The 15,643-nt window shown below is 70.3% G+C and carries 19 protein-coding genes; 11 read left to right on the top strand and 8 right to left on the bottom strand.

The window, feature by feature from the left end:
* Positions 1–57 precede the first annotated feature (57 nt).
* Entirely contained in the window at positions 58–648 is a 591-nt protein-coding gene (locus OVA21_RS06570) for a pyridoxamine 5'-phosphate oxidase family protein (protein ID WP_096905502.1), read from the top strand.
* Positions 649–657: 9 nt separating this feature from the next.
* Positions 658–1,287: a GyrI-like domain-containing protein gene (locus OVA21_RS06565; protein ID WP_268092052.1), complete on the top strand. Its 630-nt coding sequence runs from the start codon at positions 658–660 to the stop codon at positions 1,285–1,287.
* A 2-nt stretch (positions 1,288–1,289) separates the two neighbouring features.
* On the opposite strand, the gene OVA21_RS06560 is transcribed toward OVA21_RS06565, so the two are convergent.
* Entirely contained in the window at positions 1,290–1,736 is a 447-nt protein-coding gene (locus OVA21_RS06560) for a MarR family winged helix-turn-helix transcriptional regulator (protein WP_268092051.1), read from the bottom strand.
* A 60-nt stretch (positions 1,737–1,796) separates the two neighbouring features.
* Here OVA21_RS06560 and OVA21_RS06555 point away from each other — a divergent pair, with 60 nt between their 5' ends.
* Positions 1,797–2,273, top strand: a complete 477-nt coding sequence (locus tag OVA21_RS06555; protein WP_268092050.1) for a DoxX family protein — start codon at positions 1,797–1,799, stop codon at positions 2,271–2,273.
* A gap of 24 nt (positions 2,274–2,297) precedes the next feature.
* Positions 2,298–3,788, top strand: coding sequence for an amidase (locus tag OVA21_RS06550; protein ID WP_268092048.1), 1,491 nt, complete (start codon positions 2,298–2,300; stop codon positions 3,786–3,788).
* 535 nt (positions 3,789–4,323) lie between these two features.
* Here the strand turns inward: OVA21_RS06550 and OVA21_RS06545 are convergent.
* Positions 4,324–4,704 (bottom strand): SRPBCC family protein, encoded by a 381-nt coding sequence (locus OVA21_RS06545; RefSeq protein WP_096905507.1) that lies wholly within the window; start codon positions 4,702–4,704, stop codon positions 4,324–4,326.
* 284 nt (positions 4,705–4,988) lie between these two features.
* Entirely contained in the window at positions 4,989–5,771 is a 783-nt protein-coding gene (locus OVA21_RS06540) for an alpha/beta fold hydrolase (protein WP_096905508.1), read from the bottom strand.
* A 107-nt stretch (positions 5,772–5,878) separates the two neighbouring features.
* Between OVA21_RS06540 and OVA21_RS06535 the strand changes: the two genes are divergently transcribed.
* Positions 5,879–6,382: a DUF309 domain-containing protein gene (locus OVA21_RS06535; protein WP_096905509.1), complete on the top strand. Its 504-nt coding sequence runs from the start codon at positions 5,879–5,881 to the stop codon at positions 6,380–6,382.
* Between the two features lie 59 nt (positions 6,383–6,441).
* Here the strand turns inward: OVA21_RS06535 and OVA21_RS06530 are convergent, their stop codons facing one another.
* Positions 6,442–7,185, bottom strand: a complete 744-nt coding sequence (locus OVA21_RS06530) for an MBL fold metallo-hydrolase (RefSeq protein ID WP_069388883.1) — start codon at positions 7,183–7,185, stop codon at positions 6,442–6,444.
* 155 nt (positions 7,186–7,340) lie between these two features.
* Between OVA21_RS06530 and OVA21_RS06525 the strand changes: the two genes are divergently transcribed.
* The 4 genes from OVA21_RS06525 to OVA21_RS06505 all read left to right on the top strand — a co-directional run bounded on the left by OVA21_RS06525 (position 7,341) and on the right by OVA21_RS06505 (position 10,216).
* A complete protein-coding gene (locus OVA21_RS06525) occupies positions 7,341–8,261 on the top strand; it encodes an L-lactate permease (protein ID WP_268092046.1) in 921 nt (306 codons plus the stop codon).
* Positions 8,234–8,770 (top strand): L-lactate permease, encoded by a 537-nt coding sequence (locus OVA21_RS06520; RefSeq protein ID WP_268092045.1) that lies wholly within the window; start codon positions 8,234–8,236, stop codon positions 8,768–8,770. Before OVA21_RS06525 ends, OVA21_RS06520 begins: the two co-directional genes overlap by 28 nt.
* Before the next feature lie 56 nt (positions 8,771–8,826).
* Positions 8,827–9,180, top strand: coding sequence for a cupin (locus OVA21_RS06515; protein ID WP_096907244.1), 354 nt, complete (start codon positions 8,827–8,829; stop codon positions 9,178–9,180).
* A gap of 556 nt (positions 9,181–9,736) precedes the next feature.
* A complete protein-coding gene (locus OVA21_RS06505) occupies positions 9,737–10,216 on the top strand; it encodes a GNAT family N-acetyltransferase (protein WP_241742343.1) in 480 nt (159 codons plus the stop codon).
* Here the strand turns inward: OVA21_RS06505 and OVA21_RS06500 are convergent.
* Positions 10,200–10,967, bottom strand: coding sequence for a thioesterase family protein (locus OVA21_RS06500; protein ID WP_096905512.1), 768 nt, complete (start codon positions 10,965–10,967; stop codon positions 10,200–10,202). The genes OVA21_RS06505 and OVA21_RS06500 overlap by 17 nt on opposite strands.
* Before the next feature lie 64 nt (positions 10,968–11,031).
* Here OVA21_RS06500 and OVA21_RS06495 point away from each other — a divergent pair, with 64 nt between their 5' ends.
* Positions 11,032–11,514, top strand: coding sequence for a MaoC family dehydratase (locus OVA21_RS06495; protein ID WP_067717382.1), 483 nt, complete (start codon positions 11,032–11,034; stop codon positions 11,512–11,514).
* Between the two features lie 62 nt (positions 11,515–11,576).
* Here OVA21_RS06495 and OVA21_RS06490 read toward each other — a convergent pair whose 3' ends face one another.
* Entirely contained in the window at positions 11,577–12,056 is a 480-nt protein-coding gene (locus OVA21_RS06490; protein WP_069388887.1) for a nitroreductase family deazaflavin-dependent oxidoreductase, read from the bottom strand.
* Positions 12,057–12,066: 10 nt separating this feature from the next.
* On the bottom strand, positions 12,067–13,407 hold the full coding sequence (locus OVA21_RS06485) for a class I SAM-dependent methyltransferase (protein ID WP_268092043.1): 1,341 nt from the start codon (positions 13,405–13,407) through the stop codon (positions 12,067–12,069).
* Positions 13,408–13,633: 226 nt separating this feature from the next.
* On the opposite strand from OVA21_RS06485, the gene OVA21_RS06480 reads away from it, so the two are divergent.
* Entirely contained in the window at positions 13,634–15,073 is a 1,440-nt protein-coding gene (locus OVA21_RS06480) for an NAD(P)/FAD-dependent oxidoreductase (protein WP_163375751.1), read from the top strand.
* A gap of 99 nt (positions 15,074–15,172) precedes the next feature.
* Here the strand turns inward: OVA21_RS06480 and OVA21_RS06475 are convergent, their stop codons facing one another.
* Positions 15,173–15,589: a PaaI family thioesterase gene (locus OVA21_RS06475; RefSeq protein ID WP_096905514.1), complete on the bottom strand. Its 417-nt coding sequence runs from the start codon at positions 15,587–15,589 to the stop codon at positions 15,173–15,175.
* Between the last annotated feature and the right edge of the window lie 54 nt (positions 15,590–15,643).

Raw genomic sequence — 15,643 nt, 5'->3', positions numbered from 1 at the left:
ACGCCCAGCTCATGCCCTGCAGCCTGGCGTGCCGCACCGCAACCTATATTGACGACCATGGCAGCCAATCACTACCCGGGGATCGCGTACGGACCGGCGGTGCGGGCCCGGCAGGACGCCGTGGGGGTCACCCTCCCCGTCGACACCGGCGACTTCGCCCTCGAGGGCACAGATGTCGCCCTGATCCGGAGCGCCGACCACTTCTCCCTCTCGACGGTCACCGAGTCGGGCTGGCCGTACGCGCAGCACCGCGGCGGCCCGGCGGGATTCGTGCACGTCGTCGACGACACGACACTCGCCTGGGCCGAGTTCCCGGGCAACCACCAATACCTCTCCACGGGCAACGTGGATCACGACGGACGCGTCTGCCTGCTCTTCGTCGACTACCCGACCCGCCGGCGGTTGAAGGTCTTCGGTCACGCGCGGACGGTCGAGCCTGACGCCGACCCCGAGCTGATCGACCGGCTCCGGGCCATGGGGGAGAAGCAGTACTCCGGCCGCGTGGAACGCGCGATCGTGGTGGACGTCGTGGCCGCTGACGCCAACTGCAGTAAGCACATCACCCCACGGTGGAACCGCCGGTACATCGACGAGTTGACCGCGGTGTACCGACGCCGGATCGAGGAACTGCAGGCCGAATCGGCGTAGCCTGCTGCCATGGTCGGCGACCCACCCAACTTCGACATCAAACGAGAGCGCAGGGACCTCTACGGCGGTAAGGCCGGCCGATTCGACCTGGTCGAGGTGCCGCCGATGCGGTTTCTCATGGTCGACGGGCGGGGAGATCCCAATACCGCCCGAGAGTACCGAACCGCGGTCGAGGCGCTGTACGCCACGTCCTACGCCGTGCGCGCGGCGGCCCGGACCGTGCTGGGACGGGTCTACACGGTGGGCCCGCTCGAGGGCCTCTGGTACGCCGACGACCCGCAGGTGTTCACGGCCCGCGACAAGGCCGCCTGGAGTTGGACGATGATGATCTGGCAGCCGGACTGGGTCACCCCGGACATCCTGTCCGCCGCCATGGAGAAGGTGACGACGACGAAGGTGCCGGACGCCCGCGAGCGGGTGCGGTTCGACGGGTATGCCGAGGGGTCGGCGGTGCAGACGCTGCACGTGGGCCCCTACGACGACGAGGGCCCGATCATCGCGCGGATGCACGAGGAGATCATCCCCTCACGAGGGGCGACCCCGTCGGGCCACCACCACGAGATCTACCTCTCGGACCCCCGCAGGTCCGATCCCGCAAGGCTCAAGACGATCCTGCGTCAGCCGATCACCATCGGTTGACGCTACTGGTCGCCGCGATCGGCTCCGTCGAGCGAGGTCACGAGTCGCTGGGCCAGGGTCCGCAGCTGGACGAGGTCCTCCTGCGGCATGTCCACCCTGTCCAGCAGGGAACACTGGATCGTCTCGGCTTCGGCGCGCAGCCGCCGACCGGCCTCGGTGAGGTGCACGTGGACACTCCTCCCGTCGCCGGCGGAGCGGGACCGCTCGACCAGTCCGGCATGCTCCAGTCGTGCGAGTAGAGGGGAGAGGGTGCCCGAGTCGAGGAGCAGTCGGTCGCCCAACTGGCGGACAGTCAGCCCGTCCTCTTCCCACAACACGAGCAGGGCGAGGTACTGCGGATAGGTGAGGCCGACCGACGCCAGGGCGTGGCGGTAGGCCGACGTCGAGGCGCGGGAAGCCGCGTAGAGGGCGAAGCAGACTTGCTCTTCCAGTCGGAGATCGGGATCCATCACACGATTATCGCTCATTTTTAGGTTGCGCTCAATTAAGTTGTGCGCAACACTACCCCCATGAACAAACCAGACCGGCCCCTGAAGAACTCGCGATCCCGTACACCGGTGCGCCGCCGCAGTGCGGGGGAGGTGGTCCGACATCTCGGGCGATGGGCCCTCGGCGCCGCCCTTCTCGGCGCTGGGACCGGGCACCTGACCACCATGCGCGAGGAGTTCCAGGCACAGGTCCCGACGTGGGTCCCACTCGACCCGGACTTCGTGGTGGTCGCCTCCGGCGTGGTGGAACTCGGCCTCGGCGCGGCGCTCATCCTCGCACCGGCGCGATACCGTCCGGCGGTGGGCGGCGTGGCGGCGGCGTTCTTCGTCGCGATCTTCCCCGGCAACATCTCTCAGTACGTGACGGGCACGGACGCGTTCGGACTCGACAGCGACCGCGCACGCCTCGTGCGGTTGTTCTTCCAGCCCGTCCTCGTCGCGTGGGCCCTGTGGTCCACGGGCGCCTGGCGCGCCTGGCGGAACCGGAACAATCGCTGATCGCGCTGCGTAGACTCCGGCCCCATGCGCTTTGACGAGTTCCGAAGTCACGATGCCCTCGGTCTCGCCGCCCTCGTGCGGCAGGGCGAGGTCACCCCGGGCGACCTGCTCGACGCGTCGATCCAGCGCGCCGACGGTGTCAATCCGCGACTCAACGCGATCGTGCGCCGGCTGGACGGGCCGGCTCGCGCCCGGGCGACCGAGGAACTGTCGGGCCCGTTCGCCGGGGTGCCGTTCCTCCTCAAAGATCTCGGTCAGGACTACCGGGGAACACCCACCAGTGGCGGGTCGCGTCCACTGGCCGACGTACCGGCGACCGAGCACGCGACCGTGGTCCGGCGGTGGTTGGACGCGGGCCTGGTGGTCTTCGGCAAGACCAACACCCCGGAGTTCGGGGCCAAGGGAATCACGGAGCCCGAACTGTTCGGCCCCGCCAGGAACCCATGGGACACCAGCCGCAGCCCCGGGGGCTCCTCGGGCGGGTCCGCCGCCGCGGTCGCAGCCGGCATCGTCCCGGTCGCCGGGGCGAGCGACGGCGGCGGTTCGATCCGCATCCCGGCCGCGTGCTGCGGGCTCGTCGGCCTCAAACCCGGCCACGGTCTGGTCCCGATGGGGCCCGCGCGCGGCGAGGCGATGCACGGCGCGGCCACCAATGGCGTCATCTCGCGGTCGGTTCGCGACTCGGCTGCGATGCTGGACGTCCTGATGGGAGGGGAGCCGGGCGGGCCGTACGTCCCGGCCACCCCGTCGGAGTCGTTCCGGTCCCAGGTGGGGGCGGAACCCGGACGTCTGCGGATCGGCGTGTGCACCGCGTCCTCGATCAATTCCTCACCCCACCCTCAGGCTCTCGTCGCTGTGGAGACCGCTGCCAGAGCGCTCGAGGATCTCGGCCACCACGTCGACATCCTCGAGTCACAGCCCGTGGACGACCTGGCTCTGGCCCGCGATTTCCTCACCAGCTGGTTCGCCTACCTCGCGTGGTCGGTCGAGGACACCAAGCGCCGGACGGGGTGCGCCGACCGGGACTTCGAGACGGACACGCGGATCGTGGCGGCACTCGGCCGGGCGCAGAGCAGCGTGGACTATCTCGATGCCGTGATGCGGCGGGATCAGTACGTCGGCGAACTCACCAGCTTCTTCGAGGGCTACGACTTGCTCATGACGCCGACGCTCGCAGATCTCCCGCCCCACATCGGCGCGCTGGACACCCCGCCGCTCGCGCGTCGCGCGGCGACCGCTTTGCTCGCGACGCGCACAGCTCCGCTGTTGCGACACTCGGGATTCGTGGAGTCGCTCATCGACGCCAACCTGAGCTGGGTGCCGTACACCCAGCTGGCCAACCTGACCGGTCGGCCGGCGCTGTCGCTCCCGCTGCACTGGACGCCCGAGGGCGTCCCCATGGGGGTGCACTTCACCGCCGGACTCGGGGGCGAGTCGATGCTGCTGCGTCTGGCCGGCCAGCTGGAGCAGGCACTGCCGTGGACTGACAGGCAGCCGGCGGCTCTGGGCGGATGACCCCGCAGGCGTACTGCGTCGGGGACACCCACCCCCGAAACGTCACAGTGTCGAATCGGAGCTGACTGGCGGGACCACCGGCAACAGTGGCGGATAGATGCCGCGAGGCCCAGGTGCGGATTCGCACGGTAAACCGACGATGTCCACGACCCGGGGCCTCGCAACGAACGACGGCGACGGATCGCCGCCGGGGAACTCAGGCCATTGCAGAACTCAGGTCATGTCCGCCGGGAGGACACTGAGGAGCCACTGGTAGAGATCCACCAGAGGGTTGTGGATGAGCATGAAAGCGTTCTCGACTGATCCGCGCATGATGTCGCACCTTTCTCTACTAAGCGACACGGTGTCGCCTCAGTGACTATTCGTGGCAGTGTGCACGGCGGATGGTGACGAACTCCGGAAGCTTCTCACCGGACCACCCACTCCCGAAGTGCCGATAATCTACATTATGTAAAGTTCGAATACCGCTGTCCCATCCCCATCGGCGCGGTGGTCACATGCCACCGTCCTGCTGCGCGATCCACGCCGACGCCTCTCAGTGAGCTCGTTCGACGGAGATCCGTTCGATGCGCGGCAGCGCGATCGCCAGCACCGGCAGGTATCCCGCCGCCCAGACCGGAGCACCGAAGCTGAGGACACAACCACCCGGTACCTCGATCACCTCGTGCCGGGTAGCGCTCACTCCTGCCACCTTCCACACCCAGAGCCGCCGCTCCACGAACTCGGTGATCTCGAAGGGCAGGGACAGCCCCACCGCGGTCGTGACCGTCCCTCGCGCGCCGCCCGTCAGGCCGGAGTCACCGTCGATCCGCGCCCCTGAGACGGTGGGCCCCCATCGCGGCCAGGTCTGCACATCGGTGATGACTGACCACACCGTCTCCGCATCCACGTGCATCCGCAGTTCGGTCGTCCACATCCCTCGGCGGAACGCACTTCGCATTCTCAGCACCGAACTCAGCGCAGCGAAACTCGGTGCAGTGGAACTCAATGCAATGGCGGACGCGAGGTGTTTCATCGTCCGGCCCGGCTGTTCGACTCCCGGGCTTCTCCACCCCCGCCTCGCGGTGGGCTACTCCTCCACGTTGATGGCGGTCTCCCCCGGTCGCGCGTGTGACGCATCATCCGCCCATGGTGGCAGAGCTTCGTGCGGGCGCAACCGCCCATGGTGCTCACCACACCACTACCGCGGAATGCGCCGGGTCAATTGGTCCGGTCCAGAATGAGCCGACTCGCTTCGCGGGGCGCGTCCCATTGCGGGAAGTGGCCGCACCTATCGAACCAGTGCAGTGTCGCGTCGGGGAACGCGCGGGCGGCTCGCCGGGCCTGGGCCGGGAGTGTCACCAGATCGCGACGCCCCCACCCGATGGTGACCCGTCCCGGGACCGTGCCCGCGGGGGCACCCTGCTGCGGGGGGCCCTTCGTGAGCGCGTCCATCGCCGGGCCCGTCGCCGGTGCGTCCGCCAGCCCGGCCACGTCAGGCAGCACGGTCTGTGCCGACAGCGCCCATGGCCGCGCCGACAACTGCGCCAGCACGGCGGTCCGACTCATCGGATTGCCCAGGAGTGCCGGGAGCGCTCCGCGCACAGCGCTGACCAGGGCGATCGACGGCCGCAGGGTGGCGCTGAAGATCGCCAGCTCGCGATCACTCCAGAATCCGCCGGGGTCCAGCGCCACGGTGTCGCCACCGACGCCGCGCCGGGCCAGCTCGAGAACGATCCGCCCACCCATCGACTGTCCGGCCGTGGACACCCCGTCCAGACCCGTCTCCTCGATGAACCGGGCGACGGCGTCAGCCAGCGCCGCTATGGACACCTCACCCTCCAGCGGTGGGGACTCACCGAAACCCGGCAGGTCGACAGCGATGACCTCGCGACGCGCTGCCAGATCGTCGATGATGGGTTCCCACGATCGCCACCCCGCGCCGAGTCCGTGCACGAGAAGTAGAGGGCTCCCCTGCCCGCGTCGAACATGATGCAACGTCATGGGACAAGCCTACGGAGCGCGCGCGGAGGAGAGCGCGCGCGACGTGTCACGATCGGGGCCCGTGTCCGAGGTGGCCGGCCGTCGTCAACAGATGAGACGATGGCGCCATGCGCACCCCACCCGGCATGGACCGTGATCGCGACGAAGACGGCCGCGCGCGCAATTCGCGCCCTCGCGATGAACTCGGTCGGCCATTGCCGATCGGCAGCGTCGGTGTCGAGCGTATCCCCGAGGATCTCGATCTGCCCCCCGCCCGATCGCTGGAATGGGCACAGGATCTGCTGGACCGCGGCCTCGCGTTCAATGCCCACGAAGTTCTCGAGGGTGCCTGGAAGGCCAGTCCCGATGACGAGCGCATGCTCTGGCAGGGCCTGGCCCAGTTGGCGGTCGGCATCACCCATATCCAGCGCGGCAACACCAAGGGGGCATTGTCGCTGCTCGCCCGTGCCGCCGAACGTATCGGCCACGGCGGCGGCCCCGCGCCTCACGGGATCGATGCGACCGGGTTGATTTCCCACGCTGACGCACTCATCGCCACCGTCGAGGGGGGCGACGAGCCCTCTCCGGATCAGCTGACGCCGCGGCTGCGCGTCCCGTCAGCTCTCCCCTGACCTCCGCCAGACACTCCTCCCCTCGGGTCTCCCTGCTCTCGTGCGGTGATGCGCTCTGATCAGTGTTCGCCGACGGCGCGGGCGTGTCCGACCGCGGCGTCGACTCCGTGGGTCCAGGGGTCCCCGTGGCCGGGCAGGACGGTCGAGGCCCCGGTGGCGGCGACCGGGCCGAGAGACTCCATCGCGCGGGCGGTGTCGGCCGTGGCCGCCGAGGCGACGATCTGCGGTCCCGTGGCGCCGGTGTACGGGTCCAGGGTGACCAGGGCGTCCCCGCTGATGACCGTGTCCCGGTCGGGTAGGTGCAGGATGCAGTGTCCTCCGGTGTGCCCGGGGGCGAACATCGCCACGGGACGACCCGGGACGTCGAGAGCGGGACCCACCGGTAGCTCCTCGGTGTCCTCGACCCCCTTGATCGTGAGAGCGCCGGCCATGGCCATCCTTCCGAGCACGGGAAGCGACCGGGGATGGGTGAACGGGTACAGGAAGCGGTTGCGCTGGGGTGTGTAGCTGTAGGGGTGCGCGGCCAGGTGTCCGTCCGCGGGGTGCACCAGCACCGGCACCTCCAGCTCGACCCGGGCGCGCCGTGCGAAGCCGACGTGGTCGAAGTGCCCGTGGGTGAGTACGAGAGCCCGCACGTCAGCGGGACCACGGCCCAGCCGACGGAGTGTCTCGGTCATGAGGTCCCACATGCTCGGCAGGCCGGCGTCGACGAGGGTCACCCCGTCATCGTCCTCCACGAGATAACAGTTGACGTGGGCATGCGCCAGGCGGTGGACCCGGTCGGCGACTTCGGTGGCGTCCACGGTGCTCCTCTCCGTCGGTGTCTCGGGGGGTCGGCCGCGGATCGCGTCGACGTCTCACCCGCCCGCGGTTGCGCCCGCAGGTGTGTGACGAGGCTGCTCGCCGTCCGGCGCTCTCGCAACCGCTGGCCCCGGGCCACCTGGGTAGGTTGGGTGCAGTGAGCGCTCTCGTGCAGACCGGCGCCGCCGTCGCGCCGGTCGTGGTGGTCCTGGCCCTGTTGGCGCTCCGCTCCCCCTCTCTCCTGGCGGGAAGCGCCGGCCTGGTGGCCGCGCTCGTCGGTGCGATCACCGTTTTCCGGCCCGACGACGACGAGGTCCTCGCCTCACTGGCGCAACTCGGGCCGACGGTCCTCGAGGTCGCTCTCATCCTCCTCGGCGGCGTCCTGTTGGCCACCGCCCTGTCGGCGACCGGGAGCAGGGATCACATCGCCGGATGGCTCGAACGAGTCGGCTCCGGCGACGACCGGGTGCCCGCGATCCTGCTGCTGGTCTTCGGGTTGACCCCGTTCATGGAGTCGGTCACCGGCTTCGGACTCGGCGTGGTGATCACCGCCCCGCTTCTCGTCCGGATGGGACTGTCGCCGGTGAAGGCCGTCGTCACGGGGTTGCTCGGGTTGGTCCTGGTCCCGTGGGGCTCCCTCGGCCCCGGCACCCTCGTGGCCGCGGAGCTCGGCGGTCAGGACGTCGCGGAACTCGGATACTGGTCGGCTCTCCTGACCCTGCCGGTCCTCCTCGTGAGCATGACGACCGTCCTCGTCGTCGTCTCCACCCGGCCCTCCGCGCGCCACGTGGTTCTCGGCGCCGCCGTCGTCGTGACCCAGTGGGCCGCCCTCGTCGCGGCCAACGCGGCGGTCGGCGTCCCCCCGTCGGGCATCCTCGCCTCGACCGCCGTGATCGCCCTCCTCCTGGGGGTCGGGCGCGCCCGGCACGGCGTTCTCCCCGCGGTCACCGCCGAGCTCGGACGCGCACTCATCCCGTTCGCGGTCCTGCTCGCGGGGATCCTCGGCGCCAGCGCCGTGCTCGCCCTCGCCGGCGCCCCGGCCGGGACGGGATGGCTCACCTCCCCGCCCTCTGGGTGAACGTCGCGGCCCTCGTCGCGCTCCGCGTCTACACCACACCGGGCCCGCCCGTGACAAACCTGGTCCGGACGGCGCTGGCGACGTGGGTCCCCGTAGCGGGCAACGCCATCGTGTTCATGTCCATCGGCGTCGTCATGGCCGCCGCCGGGATGGCCGCCCACCTCGCCGATCTCGCGTCCGGGTTCGGACCTGCGTCACTGGCCGGCATCCCGGCCATCGGGGCGCTGGGCGGCTACCTCACCGGTACCAACACCGGCGCGGCGGCCATGTTCTCCTCCGCCACCTCCGGCGCCGCGACCGGGCTGGGAGCCGACAGCCTCGTCACTCTCGCCGGCCAGAACGTCGGCGGGTCGTTCGCCATCATCGTCTCGCCCCCGCGCGTCGCCCTGGCCGTCGGCTTGGTCATGGCCGGACACACCCGGCTCCCCGGCGCCGCCACCCGGACGCTGGCCACCGCCGTCGTGGCCGCCACGATCATGCTCTGCGCGGCGGTCGCCGTCCTGGCGTAGGGTGCGGACCACGCGACCCAAGAGGCAGTTCACACCGAGAGGCAGTGAGTTCCACCATGAACCATGTGACCGAGACCGCCGACCGCATCCTCGCCCGCGCGAAGGAGTCCGCACACGGACGCCACGCCGAGATCCTCGTTCGCGAGGGGCCGCTCCGGCAGTCCCTGCTCGCGCTGACGGAGGGCACCGAACTCGAGGAGCACAACTCTCCCCCGGCCGCGAGCCTCTACCTCCTCAAGGGCGCCGTCCGCGTCACGGGCGAGGGGGACACCGACATCGCCGCTGGCGAACTGCACACACTCACCCACCACCGCCACGCCGTCACCGCGCTCGCCGATTCCGTCTTCCTCCTGACGACGGTCACCAGCATCGCCGGCCAGGGCAGCTACGACGAACCCGCCACTCCCTGACCACCCGCGCCACATCCCGACCACCCGCGCCACAGTCTGACCACTTTGCCTCTGCTGCACCCTGGCGCGGACGGTGGACGCGGCGGATACTCGTCCCATGCGCACCCGGCACCTGGGCGTGGTCATCCGCCGCTCCCCCGACGAGGTCTACGCCCTCGCCGCCGACCCCGCCCACCTGCCGTCGTGGGCGGCCGGACTCGCGGCGGGTGAGGTGCGATCCGACGGCGACATTCTCGTCGTCAACTCCCCCACGGGCGAGGTCCGCGTCCGGTTCGCGCCCACCAACGCGTTCGGTGTCCTGGACCACGAGGTCACACTCCCCGACGGGACGGTCACCCTCAACCCGCTGCGGGTCCTCCCCCACCCGCACGGGAGCGAGGTGGTGTTCACCCTGCGCAGAACCGACGGCGGCGACGACGAGGACGACGTCGAACGGGACGCCGCCGCCGTGGCCGAGGATCTCGACCGCCTGCGCCAGTTACTCGACACGGCCGCACCATCTGTAGAGGACACTGCGCAGGCCCCGGCGCGTCCTGCCGAACCGGCGAAGATCCGCATGGCCACGCCCGCGGACGCGGAGTCACTGGGGCGCCTGCTGTTCGACTTCAACACCGAATTCGGCGCGGAGACCCCGGACGGCCCCACCGCCGCCGCCCGATTCGAGTACCTGCTGCGCCGGGACGACGTCCTGGCGGTCCTCGCTCGAGTCGGCTCGGATATCGGCGGCGAGAACACGGCGGACATCGGGTTCGCGTTCCTCACCCTGCGCCCCACCCCCCTGTGGGACGGTCCGCTGGCACAGCTCGAGGAACTCTACGTCCGTCATGACCTCCGCGGGAACGGGGTGGGGACCGCGCTGCTGGCCCGCGCCGTCGACGAGGTGCGGTCCCGCGGCAGCGAGGAGATACTCATCAACGTGGACACCGACGACGCCGGTGCCCGTCGGTTCTACGAACGGCACGGGTTCTCCGACCGCGACCCCGACACCGGCTCCGGCATGCGGTGCTATCTCCGACAGCTCACGGTCGGACTGTGAGCGACTGGGCGACGGTCCCCAACGGTCCGGCCTCATCGTGGATCACGCTCGACGTCAGCCCCAGTCCGCCGGGCCCGAAGGTCACACGGGTGTCGAACCCCAGCCACTCGCCTGCCGGCGGGCGGGTGAGGTGCGCGGTGAGGTCGATGTTCGGATAGTGCACCGACGTCGGATCGGCCCGGACCGCCATCCCGTTGGCGATATCGAACAGCGCGGCCATCCGCGCCAGTGCGCTGACATCCTCGCCGGTCAGGAGTGGGACGCCGGTGCGGACCCAGTACCGCGACCGGCCGGGGCCGTCGCTGATCCGCCGGACCTCGACCGAGGCGAGGTACCCCCCGCGCCAGATCGTGGTGGGGTCCCACGGCTCCATCCGCTCCGGCGGCGGGATCGGGTCGAATCCGGCGCCCTCGATCGCCTCGGTATCGCGGGGCTGCTGCAGCCACGCCCGCAGTCGGATGCCGGTGCGCTCGCCGTGCCCACAGGTGGCCTCGACCAACTCGATGGTGCGCCCCGGTCGGACGACCTCCACCCGGATGTCCATGATGTCCATCGGCACCACACCGAGCAGTTCGTAGGACAGGCGGGACACCACCATGGGATCGTCGCGACGAGCGGCGAGGTCGAGCTCGACGGCGTGGACGAGCAGACCGAGTGCGGGCCCGATGTGCTGCGTTGACTCGTCCCAGGCTCCGCCCACGTGCTCGGTCGGGCGGAATCTGCCCGGCCCGAGACGATCGAAGTACGCCATCTCCGTCCTCCAGTCGGTGAGTGGTGATTAACTAAAAAGCGTACACACCGACGTGGGAGAGACGATGCAGGACGAGACGTACGACGAGTTCACCGCCCCGATCGACGACAGGTACCTCGAGGACTACACCGAGGGCGCGAGGTACCGGTTCGGTGAGGAGTCGGTCGACGCCGACGAGATCATGGAGTTCGCGCGTCGGTACGACCCGCAGAGCATCCACACCGATCCCGAGGCGGCCGCCGCCGGCCCGTTCGGCGGACTCATCGCCAGCGGGTGGCAGACCGCCGCACTGATGATGCGCCTGTTCGCGGACAACTACCTGACCAGCGTGGCGAGCCTGGCCTCCCCCGGCATCGACGAACTGAGGTGGGTGCGCCCGCTGCGGCCGGGCGACCGTCTGACCCTGCTCTGCGAGACCACCGAGGTCCGACCGTCCAGGACCAAGCCGGACCGCGGCGTGCTCACCACCGATGTCACGCTGGTCAACCAGGACGGGGATCCGATCCTCACCGCCACCGCGATGAACATGGTCGCCCGTCGCGGATGACCCGGGCCGCCCGGCGCGGACGTGACTACAGACCCCGGCCCCACCCGGGGCCGCCCCCGCGGCTACAGACGGGGGGTGAGGTGGAAGACGGGTAGTTCGCGGCTGGTGCGCCGAGCGTAGATCTCGTAGTTCGGCCAGACACGGGCCGCCGCCGACCATGCCGAGTCCCGCTGGTCACCGGTCAATTCACGGACGTCCACGACCAGCCTCGCGCCGTAGACCGAGATCTCGACCTCGCCCTCGGCGGCGGCCCGGAGATTATGGACCCAGGCCGGGGTCTTCTGCCCACCCCAGTTCGACCCGACGACGACCAGCCCGTTCCCCCACGACGCGCACAACAGCGGCGTGCTGCGTGGTGCGCCGCTCTTGCGACCAGGGACGTGCAGGGTCAGAGTGGGCAGCCCCGCGACCCGGAGAAGCGGCACCCGCCCGCGGGTGACCCGGTCGAGCCACCGGTCCACCGTCACGACAAGGTGAGAGTTCTCCCGGGTGGCGTCCTGTCGGCCGAACCACACGGCGATCGGGGTGAGGATGTTGCCCATGGGGCAAACCCTATGTCGTGCGCCCGTCCGCGCGCCGCCGGACCGCCTCACCGGCCGTCGCGAGCAGCTGAACCGACTCGACCCATCCACTGCGGAGCCCGGTCTCCAAGGCCGCCAGGTGGAACGACCACATCCGTCGGTAGACGGCGTCGAACCCCAGCGCGGCGGCATCGCGTCCGCGCTGCGCGAACGTCTCCGACCACAGGCGCACGGTCTCCGCATGATGAGCGGTGATCTCCACCCGCCCCCGGAGCGTCAGACAGGGCGCCCGGTCGACCATCTCGACGAGTTCCGACCACCCCACCGGGGGCCCCGCCTCGGACACGTAACGGGACTCCCACGCGGCCAGCTCCACGACCGCCGGGGTGGGCCGACCCGGTGAGACCGTCGTCTGGAGGGCGAGACGGCCCCCCGGGCCGAGAAGCCGGGCGGCCACGGCGAGGACCTCGGCGTGCCCGGCGGATCCGGCGGTGATGCCGGGGTCCACCGCGACGACGGAGTCGACCGCGCCCGCGACTTCCGACGGCGCTCCGAGGAACAGCGAGATCTCCTCGTCGAGACCTGCCGCGGTGAACCTCGACCCGAGCGTCGCCAGTCTCTCCGTCGACGATGTCATGGTTCGGACGTGCGCCCCGCGCTCGGCAGCCCTCATGGGCAGTTCGCCCCACCCCGGTGTGGCGACCAGGGCACGGGTCCCCTCCCCGATCCCGGCCAGCGTCAACAGGGTGTCCGCGGCCCGGCGTTGGGCGTCGCCGAGGTCGGTGCGGTGCGGCGGAGCCGCCGGCGCTTCGAGGCGTACCACCCCGGTCCCGTCGTCCAACCGGGCACGGGTGCGCGCTCCGGAAGCGAACACTGCACCCGCGGTCGACATCGTCTCGTCCGTGTACAGCGAGGTCAGCGCGCCGGGGACCGAATCCTCCAGTTCCACGGCGACCGGCCCGCCACGCCGACGACCGCCACCGGCGGGGCCGCGACCCTCCCGGCCGTACGCGCGTTCACCAGGGTGCGCGCAGTCGGCGTTCGAGGCGATCCACGGGGCCAGCACCGCAATGGCGGCACACAGGTCCGGAGTGGCCCAGTCGCCCGCCATGAACGACTCGCCGAGCCCCACCACGCCAGCGTCCGCCAGCCGGGCCCAGAAGTGATCGGGTTCGCGCAGTACCACGCGCACCGGGGCGTCGTACTCTCCGGCCGCCGACGAATCGGGGTAGTCGATCCGCACCCCGAGCTCGCGCGCCGACCGCCGGAGCGCCTGGGCGACGAGCGCCGAGGGCTGTCCCCCCGGTCCGGACGGTGGCGCGAGCGCGGGCCAGCGTTCGAGGTCGACGGTCTGCGGTTCGACTCTGACCACCCTGTCCCTCCCTCCGGGGCTCTCGTCAAGTGGACGGTACCGTCGCCTGCGCGTCCGCCCGGTCAGGCGCGGCGGGGGGCCACCCACCCGCGTGCGGTGCGGCTACCTGTGCACGGGGTCAGGCGGAGCACTATCCTGGGGACCCGTGCCCGGCGTCATCCCGCGCGGGCCCCAGACCGACGAGGCCACCGAGCCCCTCAACCCACCAGCCTCATCAGGAGACGCCATGACCGAGCCCGCAACCGACCAGGTCACAGCCACCGCACCGGCCGGCCGCCGGCACCGCGTCGTCATCGTCGGCTCCGGCTTCGGCGGTCTGTTCGCCGCGCAGCAGCTCGCCAAAGCGGACGTCGACGTGACCCTGGTGGCCAGGACCGGCCACCACCTGTTCCAGCCCCTGCTGTACCAGGTGGCCACCGGCATCCTCTCCGTGGGCGAGATCGCCCCGCCGACGCGACTCATCCTGAGGGATCAGAAGAACGCCACCGTGGTCCTGGGTGATGTCGACACGATCGACGTGGCCGGGAAGAGGATCCACGCCTCGGCAGGACACATCGACTTCGATCTCGAGTACGACAGCCTGGTCGTCGCCGCGGGGGCCAACCAGTCCTACTTCGGGAACGACCACTTCGAGCGGTGGGCGCCGGGGATGAAGACCGTCGACGATGCGCTCGAGTTGCGCAGCCGCATCCTCGGCTGCTTCGAGCAGGCCGAGGTCATCGACGACGAGGAGGAGCGCCGCCGGCTGCTGACCTTCATCATCGTCGGGGCCGGCCCGACCGGGGTCGAGATGGCGGGTCAGGTCGCCGAGCTCGCCCAGCACACCCTGAAGGACAGCTTCCGCCGCATCGATCCGGCGTCCGCACGCGTGATCCTCCTCGACGCCGCCCCGGCCGTGTTGCCCCCGTTCGGCAACAACCTCGGCAACGCGGCCCGCGCTCGGCTGGAGAAGATGGGCGTCGAGATCCAGCTCAACGCCATGGTCACCAACGTCGACTACCAGGGCATCGAGGTCAAGGACCCGGACGATTCGGTCCGCCGGATCGACGCCTCGTGCAAGATCTGGTCCGCGGGCGTCAAGGCCAGCCCGCTCGGCAAGCAACTCGCCGACCAGACGGATGCGGAGATCGACCGTGCCGGGCGCGTGCTGGTCAACAAGGACCTCTCACTGCCCGGTCACCCGGAGATCTTCGTCGTGGGCGACATGATGAGCCTCGACGGATTGCCCGGTGTCGCGCAGGTCGCCATCCAGGGCGGCAAATATGCGGCCAAGCAGATCATGGCCGAGGTGGAGAAGGGCCGGACCCCAGCCGAGCGGAAGCCGTTCAAGTACTTCGACAAGGGGTCCATGGCCACGGTGTCGCGCTACAGCGCAGTCGTGAAGATGGGACCGATCGAGATCTCGGGCTTCATCGCCTGGGTCATGTGGCTGGTGGTCCACCTCGCCTACCTGATCGGCTTCAAGAACCGGATCACCACCATGTTCTCGTGGGGCATGCACATGGGCGGCGACCACCGGTCGCAGCTGACCTCCACCAAGCAGTGGGTCTACGCGCGCCAGGCCATCGAGCGGGTGGCTGCGGACGAGGCGGCCGCACTCCAGTCGGCCGAGCGGTCCCGCGTCGAGGCGCAGCAGTCGGCGTCCGCCTCGGCCACGACCGACTGACCGGGGCGAGACGGCGACGCGCCCGGCGGGATCCACCCGCCGGGCGCGTCTTTCTCTCTGCCAGGGAGTTCTCCCGGTCTCAGACGCTTCCCTGCCCGCTTACTGGAGATTCGCGAGCCGTACCTGCCCGACCGCTGCGGTGCGCCCCCGGTCGTCCTCGATCTCGACCCGCCAGAGTTGCTGTGAGCGGCCGCGGTGGACGGGCGTGCCCGTCGCCGTGAGGGTGCCCTCCGTGACGGCGCGCAGGAAGTCGGTGGAGTTGTTGACACCGACCACCTTGCCCTCGCCACCGAGCCACACCGCGCCGGCGATACTCGCGACCTCCTCCGCGATCGCGCAGTACACACCGCCATGGACGATCCCGTAGGGCTGGTGGAGATGCGGCCCCACCGTCACCGTGACGACCACCTTGTCGGGCGTCACCTCGGTGTATTCCATCCCGATCCCGCCGCCGAACCCGGTCCCGGAATGGGAACGGATCATGTCGATGAATTCGCTACGAGCCGCCTCGGACATCCGACCTCTTTCCCCGGCCCGGCGTGCCCGGGCGTCCGGGACGGAACGTTACCC

The organism is Dietzia sp. SL131, assembly GCF_026672565.1.
Taxonomy (GTDB): domain Bacteria; phylum Actinomycetota; class Actinomycetes; order Mycobacteriales; family Mycobacteriaceae; genus Dietzia; species Dietzia kunjamensis.
The sequence above is the reverse complement of the archived record's forward strand: the minus strand, read 5'-3'. Positions and strand labels throughout refer to the sequence as shown.

Bases quoted from the DNA above. Each gene is read 5' to 3' on its own strand.
- OVA21_RS06550 (WP_268092048.1), top strand. From the start codon at position 2,298: ATGCGCTTTGACGAGTTCCGAAGTCACGATGCCCTCGGTCTCGCCGCC.
- OVA21_RS06565 (WP_268092052.1), top strand. From the start codon at position 658: ATGGTCGGCGACCCACCCAACTTCGACATCAAACGAGAGCGCAGGGAC.
- OVA21_RS06500 (WP_096905512.1), bottom strand. From the start codon at position 10,967: ATGGCGTACTTCGATCGTCTCGGGCCGGGCAGATTCCGCCCGACCGAG.
- OVA21_RS06540 (WP_096905508.1), bottom strand. From the start codon at position 5,771: ATGACGTTGCATCATGTTCGACGCGGGCAGGGGAGCCCTCTACTTCTC.
- OVA21_RS06505 (WP_241742343.1), top strand. From the start codon at position 9,737: ATGGCCACGCCCGCGGACGCGGAGTCACTGGGGCGCCTGCTGTTCGAC.
- OVA21_RS06480 (WP_163375751.1), top strand. From the start codon at position 13,634: ATGACCGAGCCCGCAACCGACCAGGTCACAGCCACCGCACCGGCCGGC.
- OVA21_RS06475 (WP_096905514.1), bottom strand. From the start codon at position 15,589: ATGTCCGAGGCGGCTCGTAGCGAATTCATCGACATGATCCGTTCCCAT.
- OVA21_RS06520 (WP_268092045.1), top strand. From the start codon at position 8,234: ATGGCTCACCTCCCCGCCCTCTGGGTGAACGTCGCGGCCCTCGTCGCG.
- OVA21_RS06555 (WP_268092050.1), top strand. From the start codon at position 1,797: ATGAACAAACCAGACCGGCCCCTGAAGAACTCGCGATCCCGTACACCG.
- OVA21_RS06490 (WP_069388887.1), bottom strand. From the start codon at position 12,056: ATGGGCAACATCCTCACCCCGATCGCCGTGTGGTTCGGCCGACAGGAC.
- OVA21_RS06535 (WP_096905509.1), top strand. From the start codon at position 5,879: ATGCGCACCCCACCCGGCATGGACCGTGATCGCGACGAAGACGGCCGC.
- OVA21_RS06570 (WP_096905502.1), top strand. From the start codon at position 58: ATGGCAGCCAATCACTACCCGGGGATCGCGTACGGACCGGCGGTGCGG.
- OVA21_RS06495 (WP_067717382.1), top strand. From the start codon at position 11,032: ATGCAGGACGAGACGTACGACGAGTTCACCGCCCCGATCGACGACAGG.
- OVA21_RS06545 (WP_096905507.1), bottom strand. From the start codon at position 4,704: ATGTGGACGACCGAACTGCGGATGCACGTGGATGCGGAGACGGTGTGG.
- OVA21_RS06515 (WP_096907244.1), top strand. From the start codon at position 8,827: ATGAACCATGTGACCGAGACCGCCGACCGCATCCTCGCCCGCGCGAAG.
- OVA21_RS06560 (WP_268092051.1), bottom strand. From the start codon at position 1,736: ATGGATCCCGATCTCCGACTGGAAGAGCAAGTCTGCTTCGCCCTCTAC.